Origin of the sequence: Candidatus Clostridium stratigraminis (genome assembly GCF_045310675.1) — a bacterium.
Lineage (GTDB): Bacteria > Bacillota > Clostridia > Clostridiales > Clostridiaceae > Clostridium_AT > Clostridium_AT stratigraminis.
The window spans coordinates 278,492-294,046 of the sequence record NZ_JBJHZZ010000001.1 but is presented as its reverse complement, the minus strand read 5'-3'; the positions used below and the strand labels follow the sequence as shown (position 1 = coordinate 294,046).

The 15,555-nt window shown below is 34.1% G+C and carries 12 protein-coding genes; 6 read left to right on the top strand and 6 right to left on the bottom strand.

Annotated elements, in window-relative coordinates:
* Window positions 1-132: 132 nt before the first annotated feature.
* The 6 genes from ACJDUG_RS01520 to ACJDUG_RS01495 all read right to left on the bottom strand — a co-directional run bounded on the left by ACJDUG_RS01520 (window position 133) and on the right by ACJDUG_RS01495 (window position 9,875).
* A complete protein-coding gene (locus tag ACJDUG_RS01520) occupies window positions 133-2,613 on the bottom strand; it encodes an MFS transporter (protein WP_406768107.1) in 2,481 nt (826 codons plus the stop codon).
* A 13-nt stretch (window positions 2,614-2,626) separates the two neighbouring features.
* Window positions 2,627-3,154, bottom strand: a complete 528-nt coding sequence (locus ACJDUG_RS01515; protein WP_406768106.1) for a TetR/AcrR family transcriptional regulator — start codon at window positions 3,152-3,154, stop codon at window positions 2,627-2,629.
* Window positions 3,155-3,384: 230 nt separating this feature from the next.
* Entirely contained in the window at window positions 3,385-6,549 is a 3,165-nt protein-coding gene (locus ACJDUG_RS01510; protein ID WP_406768105.1) for an alpha-mannosidase, read from the bottom strand.
* A 231-nt stretch (window positions 6,550-6,780) separates the two neighbouring features.
* A complete protein-coding gene (locus ACJDUG_RS01505) occupies window positions 6,781-8,421 on the bottom strand; it encodes a hypothetical protein (protein ID WP_406768104.1) in 1,641 nt (546 codons plus the stop codon).
* Window positions 8,422-8,713: 292 nt separating this feature from the next.
* The gene (locus tag ACJDUG_RS01500) at window positions 8,714-9,235 is read right to left on the bottom strand and encodes a GNAT family N-acetyltransferase (RefSeq protein ID WP_406768103.1); all 522 of its coding nucleotides are present in this window, start codon (window positions 9,233-9,235) and stop codon (window positions 8,714-8,716) included.
* Between the two features lie 79 nt (window positions 9,236-9,314).
* Window positions 9,315-9,875, bottom strand: coding sequence for a TetR/AcrR family transcriptional regulator (locus ACJDUG_RS01495; RefSeq protein ID WP_406768102.1), 561 nt, complete (start codon window positions 9,873-9,875; stop codon window positions 9,315-9,317).
* Between the two features lie 185 nt (window positions 9,876-10,060).
* On the opposite strand from ACJDUG_RS01495, the gene ACJDUG_RS01490 reads away from it, so the two are divergent.
* The 6 genes from ACJDUG_RS01490 to ACJDUG_RS01465 all read left to right on the top strand — a co-directional run bounded on the left by ACJDUG_RS01490 (window position 10,061) and on the right by ACJDUG_RS01465 (window position 15,536).
* Window positions 10,061-11,251, top strand: coding sequence for a multidrug efflux MFS transporter (locus ACJDUG_RS01490; protein WP_406768101.1), 1,191 nt, complete (start codon window positions 10,061-10,063; stop codon window positions 11,249-11,251).
* Between the two features lie 12 nt (window positions 11,252-11,263).
* On the top strand, window positions 11,264-11,911 hold the full coding sequence (locus ACJDUG_RS01485; protein ID WP_406768100.1) for an MBL fold metallo-hydrolase: 648 nt from the start codon (window positions 11,264-11,266) through the stop codon (window positions 11,909-11,911).
* A gap of 291 nt (window positions 11,912-12,202) precedes the next feature.
* Window positions 12,203-12,769, top strand: coding sequence for a TetR/AcrR family transcriptional regulator (locus tag ACJDUG_RS01480; RefSeq protein WP_406768099.1), 567 nt, complete (start codon window positions 12,203-12,205; stop codon window positions 12,767-12,769).
* A gap of 25 nt (window positions 12,770-12,794) precedes the next feature.
* Window positions 12,795-13,589, top strand: a complete 795-nt coding sequence (locus ACJDUG_RS01475) for a sulfite exporter TauE/SafE family protein (RefSeq protein WP_406768098.1) — start codon at window positions 12,795-12,797, stop codon at window positions 13,587-13,589.
* Window positions 13,590-13,667: 78 nt separating this feature from the next.
* Window positions 13,668-14,966: a LysM peptidoglycan-binding domain-containing protein gene (locus tag ACJDUG_RS01470; RefSeq protein WP_406768097.1), complete on the top strand. Its 1,299-nt coding sequence runs from the start codon at window positions 13,668-13,670 to the stop codon at window positions 14,964-14,966.
* 138 nt (window positions 14,967-15,104) lie between these two features.
* Window positions 15,105-15,536, top strand: a complete 432-nt coding sequence (locus ACJDUG_RS01465) for a hypothetical protein (protein WP_406768096.1) — start codon at window positions 15,105-15,107, stop codon at window positions 15,534-15,536.
* The last annotated feature ends 19 nt before the right edge of the window (window positions 15,537-15,555 follow it).

Below are 15,555 nucleotides of genomic sequence, written 5' to 3'. Positions count from 1 at the left end.
TCGCACCAATTTAATATAATTTTTAAAGAAGATTATAGCAGTACATAAATTAACCCCTATACAATTTTTAGTATAGGGGTTTGTGTGAAGCTTAACAGACTGCTTTATCTGCAGAATCTTCAACTGAATTCCTTATTCAGTAATAGCTTTGGAATCTTCATAGTATTCCTTTTTTCTGTAAAATGTCAGAATCATCAGTGCCGCTAGGGCAGCAATACCGGTAGTTAGATAAATCTGCCTGAAGCCCACATTCAATGTACTCTGGAACTCTGACTCGATTTTAGGCGAAAGTTTATCTATCTCTGCAAGATAGTTTTTATTTGCTTCTTCAAAGACTTTTGGTACAGCCTCTTTCATTACTGTCATCTTGTTTACAGTATCATTCATATCAGTTTTGGCTGCCTCTATTGAGGAAATTGCAGTCAACATACCCTTAAGTTTAGCTTCTGTTTCAGTAATCTTGGCAAGCGTATCTTTGCGCTGTTTCGTAAATTTGTCAACCTGCGCACTTAAGGTTTTCTTTGCATTTGTAAGTTCCTGTATCTTAGCCTTGAGATCTGCAGGTGTTTTCACATCCTTCAGCTGTTCAAGTGCACTGGCAGGCATTTTAGCCTTTACATCTTGAGGAATCATATCAATTATTGACACGTTTCCCATACCGGTTGGCATTTTTCCTGCAGTCTGGGTTCCAGTTGAGCTGCCTTGGGAAGAAGCGCCCTGTGGAGCTCCACCTTGGCTCATCATTTTTACCATCTGATCATAAAAACTATTAAGCTGTACAATTGCCGTTTCCTGTGAAGAAATAGCCTTTTTCATCTGTGCTATTCCTGTATCCATTCCCGCTACTGCGCTCTTCATTCCATTTATACCTTTAGTTACTCCATCAGCACCTGCCTTAAGGTCTGTAATGCTTTTATCCATTTCAGGTATACCAGATTGGATACCATCTATACCCTTTTGAATGCCATTTTGAACCTTGGCTATAACATCCGGAGTCATTTTGTTGAACATTGTAGATGAAAGAGTTTTGATTCTATCAGTAATATTTGTAACGTCAGAAGTCTTCAAAAGCTCAATCAAATCATCAGGCAACTTAGTGCTGCCATCACCATTCATATTGATTTCTACTTTTGTCATAGAATTAAGGTCTGGAAATTCCAAGCCAGCCATCTTATCCTTCATGTTCGGATCTGACTTAAGCTCATTTATCTTTTTGTTAAGCTCCTGTGCATATGGCAATTGCGGTGCAGTAACCTCTTTTGGTAAAAGTACCATTTCCCTTGTTTGTACGGAGCCTCCTGCATGTGCAATGAAACCTACCATGATTGCAGGAGCAATAGTTGTTCCAATAGACCTGATTAGGGAAAGAGCAGCCAGTGCAGAATTAGATTCTTCTTTTTTTGTATTCTCCAGCATCATGTAATTTAGGGGAGCACCTATAGTAAAGCCCATTCCAAGACCTATAAGCATCAAACTAATTATTACAGTTGCTAGACCTGGATATCTAGTCGTTACAAATATCAAGAATGCTGATCCAGCCAGTGAAATCGTAAACCCAAAAATCAGTACCTTTTTAGCTCCGAATTTATCACTAAGCTTACCGGATATCGGAGCACCCACTCCTGCAAACAATCCAAGTATTATAACAAAATACCCGCCGCTGCCTGAAGTAATTTTCATAGCATTTTCAGAAAATTGTGGTATGAATATAGTACCCATTAAAACAATCCCTGTAATGAAGCTGATTAAAAAGATTATAACTATGCGAGGACTTGTAAAATAACCCAGATTCATTACCGGGTCCTCTGCTTTTTTCTCTGCCAACACAAAGATAGGAAGCAGTACTACAAATGTAATAATAAAAGGATAAACTGATGTGTTTTTTATGCTCTCACTGAAATTGAAGAAATCAATATTCTTAAGTCCATATAACAGTGATAGTATCATACAAACAAGAAGTAAAATTCCAATCGTATCTATCTTGCCTACATTCTCACTCTTATTATTCCTCAGTACCAATAAACCGGTGATAATAATGAATATTGTTATTGGTACATTTATATAAAATATAAACTGCCAGTTATTCTTACCAAATATATCTAGTATTGCACTTCCTGCAGAGGAACCAAATATATTGGCAATCCCGTATACTCCACCTACAAGCCCTAATGCCATTCCTCGCTTTTCAGGTGGGAATGTGGTGCCAAATTCTGCTGTGGCAATCGGAACAATACCGCCTCCGCCGATAGCCTGCACAACACGTGCAGCTAAAAGCATTGAAAAGCTTCCAAAATTCTGTGAAAGACCACAGAGAAAGGAGCCAGTTCCAAAAAGGAAAATTGCTGTAAGATAAACGTATTTTCTTCCGAATTTATCAGCTAATTTCCCCATAATCGGTATACTTGATGCGTATGCCAAGGTATAAATTGTTATCATCCAGATGCCTGTTTTATCATCAACCATTAGATTATTCTGAATAATCGTCCTGGCAGGAGTTACTATACCAGTGTCAATTGCACCCATGAACAGTCCTAAAAGATAAACTGCTGCGATAAGCCACATTTTGCGGTTACTGGTTTTCGTATTATTGTTAATTTGTTTTGCTGTTGGCATTATTACTTCCTCCTTAAATCTTAATATAGTCCATCATTTCATCAAAGGTTAGATGTTTAAATTTTATATTGTTCAACATATTAGACATAATAAAATATGATAATTTATCTATATTAGTATTGATATTTATATTACCGAGATTATGCTCAGCAAGGATTAGTTCCTTTATTTTCTTATGCAATTCAAGATAATGGTCATGAGGACAGCCTGTTTGAGTGCTGTCGGACATTTCCCAAAAAACTCTCAAGTATTGGCTTACAAAGGTTTCTAAGGATATATATATCATCTGCAGTTTTTTTCTGAGTGGAAATTTTTCTTCCTTCAATTCATCACATAGCTTGATAGTACATTCCCAATCACTTAGAAAAATGTGATATACCAAAACCTCCTTATTATCGAAATAATTATAAAGGGTACCAAGCCCTAGCTCGCAATTTTTTGCAAGCTTGCGGATATTAAAATTATTATAGTTTTCCTCAAGGAGCATTTCCTTCCCCTTTGTCAAAATGTTTTCTCTTATGTTTTCTATAATCTTAGGCACGATCCCCCTCCTTTAATAATGTGAACCTTGTTCACGAACTATGTTCATATTATAAATCTTATTATAAAATAAGTCAATATTATCAATTAGATTTTCTAGGCAAATAGATATATTACAACTATCCACTGTTTACTATAAAACAAACAAAGCCCTTGAAATCAAGAGCTTTGCATTATATTACCTATTAAATTTGAATCCAAAATAAATCTAACATAAGAATATGTTTAATTTTAGAACTCTATTTTAAAAGTCTTTATCTCATAAGGCTTTATAGCAAATTCTAATACATTTTCATTAAAAGCTAATTCCTTCATTGCTTTTTCTTCTAAATTTACTTCCCAAGCCCTCTTTGGTTTTATTGATGTTGAAAGCTTTACTTTGGTTCTCTTATTAAAACTTTCAAATAATCTTACTATTGTATCCTTTCCTTCTTCCTCTTCTTTAACAACTTCAACTATTACATTTTCAGCATCAACAGTGATAAAGGATAATTTATCTTTAAAGCTGCCATCATGAGGTTCTTCTATAATAATATATGGCTTACAGTTTAGCTTGTAGGCTTCCTCTTGAACCCTGCCCTGCTGCCACTTACCTTCATGTGGTAGAAAGGAGTAAGTAAATTCATGATACCCCATATCAGCAGCTGGATTTGGCCATTTTGGTGACTTTAAAAGTGTTAAGCTAATAACTCCGTCTTTCACACTGCAGCCGTACTTACAATCATTTAATAAGGCAGCTCCATAGCCGTATTCACTTAAATCAGCCCATTTATGGGCGCAAACTTCAAATTTAGCCATATCCCAGCTTGTATTAAAATGTGTGTCTCTTTCAAGGTTGCCATATTGAATATCATAAGCAGCCCTGTTTCCATTAATGCTTACAGGAAAGTTAACTTTCAAAAGTACATGTTCCTCATTCCAATTAATCCTAGTCTCAAAATCTATTCTAGAACTATCATGATATAAATTTATAAACTGCTCTATTGTGGAAGCCTCATATTTCTTTTGTATTCTTATACTAGCTTTTAGAGGTCCTGTGCTTAAAACTTCAATAGCTTCTATGTCTGTAATTTCCCAGGACTTTTCCCAATAATATATATCTGTATCCCAGGCTTCCCAAGGGTTATGTGGCCTATCCTCGTAAATAACCAAGTTATTTGCCTTTGCACCTGTATTTATAACTTCTCTTTGTACTCTTTTATCAAATATGGAAGTTAGCTCCCCACTTGAATTCACAGTTACCTTTATAAATTTATTTTCTAAAATAAATTCCTTATTGTCTATGCTCTTAACCTGTAGCCCAGCTTCCTCATTAGCTTTATTTACTGAAGCTTCTCTAATATAAAACACCTTATATCCTTTAGCTGGGATATCAGTTACATAGGCAAGAGCTTTATTATCAGTTAAGTACTGAATTAAAACTTGTTGGTCCCCTGCATCAACTAGAGTTTTCCCTTTTAGTTCTTCTGTTATATCAAACTCAACAAATTCATTTCTTATAAAGGATAATTGGTTAAATACTATAAAAGCCTTTTCACTTAGGTTAATGTTTCTTCCTATAGCTTTTAGCGCATTATTTAATAAGGCTTTGCCGCTATCTATAACCTTTTGGTACTGCTGCCAAGATTCATCATAGACTTCTTTAATAGAGGTTCCAGGAATAATGTCATGGAATTGATTTAATAATATGAGCTCCCAGTTACTATTTATCCGCTCTTTATCATATTTAAACTCTCTGTCTATGTTTTTAGCTATAGTGCTGAATAATTCTAAATCCTCATATAAATATTCACAGAATCTGTTATATTTCTTGTTCTTAGCCATTGTAGTATAAGTTCCTCTATGAAATTCTAAATAAAGCTCTCCCTTCCAGTTTGGAAGTCTTTTATTATCCTTAATCCTCTGCTCTAAAGCTTTAAAGTAATCAAGTGTAAAGCTTGCCTCAGTTTTAGGGCAGCCAGGTATACCTTTATTGAGTCTTGTGTAATTCTCAATCATATCCTTGGTTGGCCCGCCTCCGCCATCACCATATCCGTAGCATATAATAACCTCATCATTCATTTGCTTTGGTTTGTATCTTTCATATGCTCCCTTGATTTGCGAAGGATTTATATGTGCCTCGTATATGGTTCTGTGACTTCCATTAATAACTTTTTCATAATCATTAGCAGTAATAAAGTAAGCTAGGATTTCTGTTCCATCTATACCCTCCCACATAAAGGTATCATAAGGAAGTCTATTATACTCATTCCAGCTGATCTTTGAAGTTACGAAATAATCTATTCCAAAGCCCTTTAAAATCTGGGGCAAGGCTGCTGAGTACCCAAATACATCAGGGAGCCATAGAATCTTGCTTTCTACTCCAAACTCATTCTTAAAGAACTTTTTGCCATGTAAAATCTGTCTTACTAGAGATTCTCCGGAGGTAAGATTGCAGTCTGCCTCAAGGTACATGGCTCCTTCTGCCTCCCATCTGCCTTCCTTAATTCTCTCTTTTATCTCCTCATAGACCTCTGGTGCTTCTTCTTTAACAAATTTATATAATACAGGCTGCGATGCCATAAATTTATAATTCGGGTACTCCTTCATAAGACTCAAAACTGTGGAAAAGCTCCTTACAGCTTTCTCCCTAGTTTGTTTTAAATTCCAAAGCCAGGCAATATCTATATGGGTATGTCCTATACAGGAAACTGTTCCTTCATTAATCTTTCCGCATTCAGCTTCATAAAAATTATCTTTTAAGTAATTTAAAGCTTCATTAACTGACTTATAATAGTTCTCAGAATATGGCTTTCTTAAATCTAAAATTTCCAAGGTATTTATCAGGTGTTTTAAAATATTTATCCTTCTATTATCTTCTTTCTTTAATAACTTTGCTGTGTCTAAAGGAACCTTTATGTCATAGTATAATTTTTCTGTTAGCTCATCAAGAGCTTTAATGTATACATTGAAGTTTGACTTAGTGTCATTCATACCACCATAGCCATGAAAATCAGCTCTAAATCTCTCACCTTCTGAAGCAGCTTTACTTACAATAATTTCTCTGTGATTTGTATCTAGTCCTTGGATAGCTTTGCCATTTAAGAAACATAGAAATTGAGGATTTACAGCATCCCACTGCTCTTCCTTGCCAGTAGCAACTTCTAAAACTACATATTTGCCATTAAATTCTGTTGGAATGGAAAATTCAGTTTTAAACCAAAACCTCTTATACTTATCTCCCCAAACATCGTATTGCCCAAATTTAATAAAGGCCTCGTAAGACTCATCTGCAGCTTTGCAGCTTTTAAAGTCTCCTTCCTTAATATAAACCTCATCAATTAGTTCTCTTTTATAAAAAATTAGTGCCTGAAGCTCTTTAAGTATCTTTTCAATTCTTTCAACATCAAAATACAAAATCCCCACCTACCTTCAGAATAACTTTTCAATTTGTATATTAATAATTATACACTACAATTTTAGTATAAATTAAAACGCCACATGTTTTTATCACATGTGACATTTTAAAAAAAGATTACGTCTTATACGCTAAACCCGCATAGAAGCAGTAAATATTTAAATATTTATATATTTAAATAGCTACTTTTAAATTTACTATCCGTAATTACTTTTGCCTTATTAAAACTATTAATAAACCATCTCATAAACCCTAATAACGCTCTTAACATTATCACTAGTATAAGCATCGTAAGGCATTTGGAAAGTTACAAAACACATATTTCCATCAGCATTAATATAGTTGTCTTTTATTCCGCCTTTTAAACGATGCCTTGAAACAATGTTAAGTTTAGGATTGAATATTTCCAATGTATTCTGCCTTTTATATATTATAATGTTTCCTTTAGAATCTAGGGAACTTAAATACCAATCTTCTTCGTATTTCTTACGTATAATTTTATTTTTATCCTTTAAATCTATAGCCAATAATTCCTTATCCATAACGGATAAATATAATTTGCTATTAGCATCATCCAGTAAAGCTCTGTTAGTGATTACATCTAAAAGTATCTCATTTTTAATATTTAAATCTTTGTCTAAATAAAGCAGCTTTTCAAAGTATTTTCCAGTATCAAAACTCTCAAGACAATAATAAAAATTACCTTCTCTATCAAATAGAAACTGCTTCCACTTTGGCCTTTCCTTTAAAGGCAGAACTGCAACTGTATCACCATCATGGTTTCTCTTTATAAGCTCCCAACTTTTAGTTTTTTCATTAGTATGACATAAATATATATATCCATTCTTAAGAACAGGTCGCTCATAATATTCAGTAGTAATATCTATGGGGAGTTGTTCTCCATGAATATTGTACTTAGTTATAGCTGAGCTTGGTGCATAGGCTTTAAAAATTATAGACCCGTCATCAAAAACAGAAATCGGGTAGCCCGCTTCTTTAGGAAGCTTCGTTGCTCCAATGACATCTCCATTCATATTCAGGAGCAAATAACTTATTTTATCCCTTTTTATATTAATTGGAATAACTTCAACCAATGCAATAACATTATTGTTTGTTATAAAAATGCTGTTATCTCTACCTGCATTAAACATGCTTACACTAAATAAACATTTTAGCTCACCATTATCTGCTGCTGAATATATGTAATGATCATTGAATCCATGATAATTATTATCCTCAGAAGGCTTATGAACAAGATATTTACGATAACCAAACGGGCCATAAATCTTGCCATCAAACTCCATTAGGAGCTTTGCCTTAGTAGAATTCTTAATTTTGTCAGATACCTTCTTTTCCTTAATATATCTATCTACAAACCCCAAGTCCTGCTTAAAATTTTCAGGGTCCACATATCCTTCTACTATCATTTTAAAATCTATCCATAAAGGCAGTACTAAAACCTTTTCCAAGAGCTGTAGTGCCTTATCTGGAGCTTCGCATTTAAAAATCCACTTAAAATAATCAGTATAACTTTCCTGAATCTCCAGCTCTTTAACAAACCGTGAAGCCTTACCTATGTTTTTTGCTAGCCCATATCCGCTGCTGGAAACATGACTTGCCACAGCCTTACCTTCTCTAAAAATATATAGTATAAGAATCTCTTCTTCTATAACTTCCACAGTCAAAACTGGATTATTTATTTTTTTCGATACCTTTTTTGCTAACTTCTCTATGGCACCTACCTGAAAATTTGGATATGTTATAGTAACCCATTCTGGATTATATTGTTTAACTAAAATTTCTGGTATTAATATTTCCACTTCATTAGATTTAATGTTTTTTATATGCATATTTGCAAAGGTTGTCCCCATAAATAACCCTCCTTACGATAATTTCCAAGACATAACCCAGAGATGTACATATATTTTGCTGCGTAAAATAAAAACACTTCTTTAATTACGTTTTTTATTGTCCCGTAATATACCAATTATAACATATATAGTATGAATATTTACCAAAAACACCTAATTTACCTTAATTAAAACGCCGCAAAATTTTTAAATAAAATAGACTCTATAAAACAGAATCAGCTAAAACGATACTTAATACGTTTTTTATAACTGTCTATTTCATAGAGTCTTAGCCCTATTTGACAAAATATATTTAATCAAGTATTCTTTCAAAATAAATGCTGTCACACCACTCTCCATTCTTATGGATATACCTACCAAAACGCCCGGCAAACTGAAAGCCATTCTTTATTAATACTATTTGCGATCCTATATTAATAGGTGATGTCCCAGCCTCTATCCTATGAAGCTTATGCTTATTGACTGCTTCATCCAAAATAAGTTTTACAGCGCTTGTTGCATATCCTTTTCCCTGATGTTCCTCTCCCATTCTATAGCCTAGTTCAGCCTTATTAAAACTTCCTCTTACTATTGATAATAAATTTATTCTGCCAAGAATCATTCCGGTATGGTTCTTTATTAAATACATATATACTAATCCCTTTTTTTGTTCCTCAATTGATTCCTTTACTATTGCATTGAAATTATTTAATTCATAATAGTTATCTCCTCTAGGAAAACCTACTCTCTCAAAAAAAGCCCTATTTTCAAGTTCGAATGTAAAAAGTTCCTGTGAATCTGACTCCTCAAGTAAATTTATTATAATATCTGGCATAATACCCTCCTTAATATCGTATTCATTATCATTGTTTATCAATATAACTTCCCTGTCTTTTAATAGAATATTGATCCTTCTATTTTCTCGACAGCGACAAAATAAAATCATCTACCATTAATGCAAAGCTATCTTCTATTTTAGCATCACCTTGAAAATAACCAAGAAAGGTCATAGAAATAAAGCCATGTAAAAGACTTCTCAGCGCCCTGCTTTTATGTATGAGTATGGTTTTATCCTTCACGAAATACTCTAAAACCTGATTAACAATCATATTAGTTTCCTTCATTAAACGGTATAATTCCTCATCTTCCTTACTTGGAATATTCATAATAAGAGCATAGCCGGTTCTGTTTTCAAAGGCAAAATCCTTGTGAACATTTGCAAACTCTCTTATAGCATCCTCACCGCTTTTGCCGATTAATCTCTGCATTAGTTTCAAATTTAATTCCTTTAAAAGGTATATTGTCATTTCTTTTTTTAGATTATCCATATTATCAAAATGATTATATAAAGATGGATATTTTATATCCAATTTTTCTGCAAGCTTGGGGAAGGTAATTTGATTAAGACCGATTTCGTCAGCCAATGCAAAAGCAGCTTGAATGATTTTTTCCCTTGTCAGATTTCGTTTTTGCATGAATCTTTCCTCCTAAAATCCTTATTAGATATAGTTTATCATACAAAATAAATTAATCAAACTATAAGTTATAGTTTACTAACTATTTTCTATAATTTATAATTATGTTATTATCTATGCTCATTAAATAATGATAATATAAGCAAATGGTTTTCAGCCATGAGAATTGAAATGGGGGACGGCTTATGAAATTGTGGCAAAAAAATTTAATAATATGCTGGTTTGGAATGTTTGTCTCAGGTATAGGAATGAGTCAGATTGCACCGGTAATGCCGCTTTATATAAAGCAGCTTGGAGTTACCAATGCTTCATCAGTTGCGGAACTTTCAGGAATTGCCTTTGGTATTACCTATATAATCTCAGCAATTTTCTCTCCTATTTGGGGCAATGCAGCTGATAAATACGGACGAAAACCCATGCTTTTAAGGGCAAGCCTCGGCATGGCAATTGTAATATTCTTCATGGGGCTTGCACCAAATGTATATGTACTTATAGGATTAAGATTGCTTCAAGGGACTATTACAGGCTATGGCACAGCTTGCACTACACTCATTGCTACTCAGACAGATAAGGAAAATGCAGGATATGCCTTAGGTACTCTTTCAACTGCAAGCATTGCAGGATCACTGCTGGGTCCAACCATCGGTGGTCTTATTGAAGATAGCTTTGGCCTGCAACCCGTATTTTTTATAACAGGCGCACTGCTCTTGGTTGCCTTTATAACTACTCTTCTTTTTGTAAAAGAAGCTTTTGTTCGTGAGAATAAGAAGCCTCAAAGTGCTAGAGAAATTTGGAATAGTGTTCCTGAAAAAAGCTTAACTATTGTTTTATCTGTCACCTTTTTTGTAATAACTCTTGCATTATATACAATTGAACCTATAATAACTGTATATGTTACGCACTTAAGTAAAACTACAAGTCATATTGCTCTTATATCAGGATTGGCATTCTCAGCCTCAGGCCTTGCCAATATAATAGCAGCACCAAACCTGGGTAAACTTTCTGATAAAGTTGGTGCACATAAGGTTATACTAATATCTCTCCTTGCTTCGGGACTAATCTATATTCCTCAGGCTTTTGTCCAAAATCCCTGGCAGCTAATGGGGCTCCGATTTTTATTAGGACTAACCTTAGGTGGATTAAATCCTTCTGTAAATACCCTGGTAAAGAAAATTACACCAGCTTCTATTACAGGCAGGATATTCGGCTTCACTATATCAGCAGGATACTTAGGTATATTTGGAGGTTCAGTTTTAGGTGGGCAAGTGGCAGCAAGGTTTGGTATAAGTTATGTTTTCTTTATCACAAGCGCACTGCTGCTCTTAAATGCACTGTGGGTTTACTCAAAGGTATATAAAAATTTTAAGATAAATTAATTGGAGGATAAAATGAAAATAAAATGGTTCGGACATTCTTGCTTTATGATAACTACAGGAAAAGGTACAAAAATACTACTAGATCCTTATAAAAATGTGTTAGGCTACAAATTGCCGAATGAAATTGAAGCAGATATAGTGACTACTAGTCATGAGCACGGTGATCATAATAATATTAATGCATTAAAAAACAGCTTTGTGCACATAAATAAACTAGGCAGTTTCAACGAGCATGGTATAGAGATAAAAGGAATTGAAACCTTTCATGATAATGTTTTTGGTGCCAAGAAGGGAAAAAATATTATATATAACTTTAAAATTGAGGATATAAATGTTTGTCACTGTGGTGATCTTGGGCATATTCTAACTTCAGAGCAATTGAAGGAAATAGGAGCTGTGGATATATTAATGCTTCCTGTTGGCGGCGGTTATACCATTGATGCTCAAGATGCAGTAAAAGTATTGGAGCAGCTAAATCCTACAATAGTAATACCAATGCACTACAGGACAAAAGCATTAGGGCCGGTAGGTCTTGTATTTGCCAAGGTTGACAAATTCATCTCGGCTGCAGGACTAAAGGCAGCAGAATATAAAGAATTGGAATTAAATAAATCAACTTTAAAAGATTATTCGGGTATTGCCGTTCTTAATTATGATTAAGATTTGTATTTAACAAAAAAATTATGGCTAGTGAACATCTCCAACCAGCCATGGAGTCAGTTCACTAGCCATGATTTATCTTATTTTTATTGATAAACCCTTTCCAGTAGCAACTTCCATTCTTACATGTACCTCCTAAATTTCAGTAATTTATCCATTGGTATCTTTCCATATTCTTTAGCAGTAACACAAGTTAATCAGAATATTAAAATTTATTTACATTTATAAGCCAAAGGCATATAATAATATTGTATTTTATTTGAACCATCGTTCATAATAAGGAGTGATCTTATGCCAAAAATAATAAAGGATGTTGAGAAAACCATTAAAAATTCTGCAATAGATTTATTTATTGAGCTCGGTTACATTAATGTTGATATGAGAATGATATCAAAAAAATCTGGGGTAGCTGTTGGAACTCTATATAATTACTTTCAAAATAAAAAGCAGCTTTATATAAACATACTTAAAGAGAGCTGGCAAGATACATTTAATGAGCTTGATATAATAAATGAACTGACTATTTCTACAGAAGAAAAGCTTACAAAATTCCTAAGCACACTTTATGAAGATGTTGAAGCAAGAAATGGCTTAGGGAAATTTTTGATAAATACTTCAGTAGATGAGCTGAAAGATGATATAGAGATTATTAATTTAAAAAACAGCTTAATTTCTAGAGTTGAAAATTTCTTTAAATGTTTTAATACGGCAGAGTCACTTAATAAATGTTTCAAGATTGAAACTAGATTAGCAGAAGCTTTATTAGCCTCTACATTAATAATGTTAGAGCTTCATCCAAAGGATAAGAAAGAAAACATCAATTTTTTAGTTGGATTTATGAGTCTATCAATGAGATAAAAGTATCAAAAGGAGTGACATTTTTATGAATTTCATATTTTTTTTATTGGCTATTGCCATAGGTGTTGTAACTGGCGGTATAACTAGTCTTATAGGTGCCAGTGGAGTTATGATTATAGTTCCAATTTTAACTATTTTCTTTAAACTTAGTGTCCACACTGCAATAGGCACAAGTCTTTTTGTGGATGTTATAGCCTCTTTAACTGTATCTTATTCCTACTTCAAGAATGGTAATATAGATATAAAATCAGGTATTTGGATAGCTTTAACCTCAATTGTTGGGGCTCAATTTGGAGCATTATTTGCAAGTAAAATGCCGGAAGGTAAACTATCCTCTTACTTCGGAGTTGTGTTAATTATAGCAGGTTTATCAATGTTACGTAAAAGCTATAAAGATAAAAAAGATACATCAAATACTATTAGTAAATTGGTTCATTTTAATAAAGAATGGCAAAAAATATTAGCTGCCCTAATTATAGGATTAGGTATTGGAATATTAAGTGGAATATTCGGAGCTGGCGGCGGGGTTATGATACTTTTAGCTTTAATAATTCTAATGTCATATCCACTTCACAAGGCTATCGGTACTTCTACCTTAATAATGGCTATAACAGCTCTTTCTTCTACCATTGGCTATGGGATTAGAGGCAGTATAGACCTTGTATTTGGCAGTTTCCTATCTATAGGGGCAGTACTTGGGGGAATTCTAGGTTCACGTTATGCTAATAAAGTAAATGAAAAGACGCTGCAAAAAATTGTAGGTATTTGCTTTATGGCTATGGGAGTGGTTATGACTGTAATTGAATTAATTAAGCACTAGTTAAATTCCATAATAATTATAAGAAAACTGGTACACTTCTCCTGCTAATTCATAAAATAATAATGGATGAATTCATAAGTGAAAGGAGATACTATGCAAATTCATGTTGTTGAAGCAGGACAGTCTATATTTAGCATTGCTCAAACATATAGTTCTACTGTTGGCGCTATTACTGGAGCAAACGAACTTCCAAATCCAAATAACCTAGTAGTGGGTCAGGCACTTGTAATTCCTATTGTAGGAAGCTTTTATTGGGTACAATCAGGAGACAGCTTATACAGCATAGCAAGAAGTTTCGGCATAAATTATCAGACCCTTGCGAGAGTTAATGGAATATCACCAACCACCCCGCTCACCATTGGATTAAGATTGTATATTCCTCCTCAACCGAGAAGGAGTGTAGAAACAAATGCATACGTGGAACCCATAGCTGGTAGGGTTTCCCCTGAATTAGAGCAGTCAGCCCGAAGTGCGGCTCCACACTTGACCTATCTGGCACCTTTCAGTTTCCAAATCCAAAGAAATGGCACCTTGAGAGAACCTCCTCTAAACAATTTTAGAACAATTGCTGATAACAGTGGTGCGATTTTACTGATGGCAGTTACCAACCTTGAACAAGGACAATTCAGTACGGAATTAGGTAGACTTATTTTAACGAATCCTCAGCTTCAAAATACTTTACTTGACAATATCATCGCAACAGCAAAGCGCCTTAACTTTAAAGATATACATTTTGATATGGAGCATTTGCCTAAGGAATTAAGAGAAAACTATAATGCTTTCCTAAGAAAGGCTAAAGCGAGGTTAAGTGCCCAGGGCTTCTTAATGTCTACAGCCTTGGCGCCAAAAACAAGTGCCACCCAAGCAGGCGAATGGTATGAAGCCCATGACTATAGAGCACATGGTCAAATTGCAGATTTTGTTGTTATAATGACCTATGAATGGGGTTACAGCGGTGGTCCGGCAATGCCTGTGTCTCCAATTCCTCAAGTTAGACAGGTTATTGAATATGCTTTAACAGAAATGCCTAGTTCTAAAATCATGATGGGCCAAAACTTGTATGGATATGATTGGACCCTTCCTTTTGTACAGGGTAGTACAGCAAAGGCAGTGAGCCCTCAGGATGCCATTTTACTCGCAGCAAACCATAATGTACCTATAAGCTATGATACCACTGCAGAGGCTCCCCATTTTGACTATACAGCTTCAGATGGAAAACATCATACAGTATGGTTTGAAGATGCTAGGTCAGTTCAGGCAAAATTTAATCTAATAAAGGAACTAAACCTCAGAGGTATTAGCTATTGGAAATTAGGAATTCCATTCCCTCAAAACTGGCTGCTTATCGAGGATAATTTCAATGTAGTAAAAAGATAATTATTAAAAAAACAGCTCGCAGGAGCCCAGACTTTTATAGTTTGGGCTCTAGCCCTTTTTCCCTATAAAAAGGTTCAAAGAATATCCTCAAGAATAATGATGATGCATTGTGGAAACATAAATAATGAGGTGATTCATATGACTAAAAAGGTATTAGTAATACTACTCTTATTTACAATGCTACTACCATCAATACCCAGCTTTGCCATGGGTTCTCCATGTGCAGATATTATAGACACAAAACAAAATATTGTAATTAAATCTGTACAGGTGAATTCAGAAATAAATAATATAGTTTCAAGCTGGGTGAACAGCATAGACAATTTTTGTGGTAAAATCAGCCCTCTTACAGTTGAAGGATATAAAGTTAGGGTTACCCTTAATCCTCCTGTTGAAATGCATAAGAAAAGCTTAACAGCAAAAGTTAATGAAGTATATATAATAGTTCCTCAAAATAAGCCACCGTTTCTTATAATTTATGAGGATAAAAATAAACCTTCTTACTTCAAATTTCACGGTAATATTGATAACTTATCTAAAGCTCTAGGATTTAATTTAAGAAATAAATAAAATTAATTAGGCATCCATA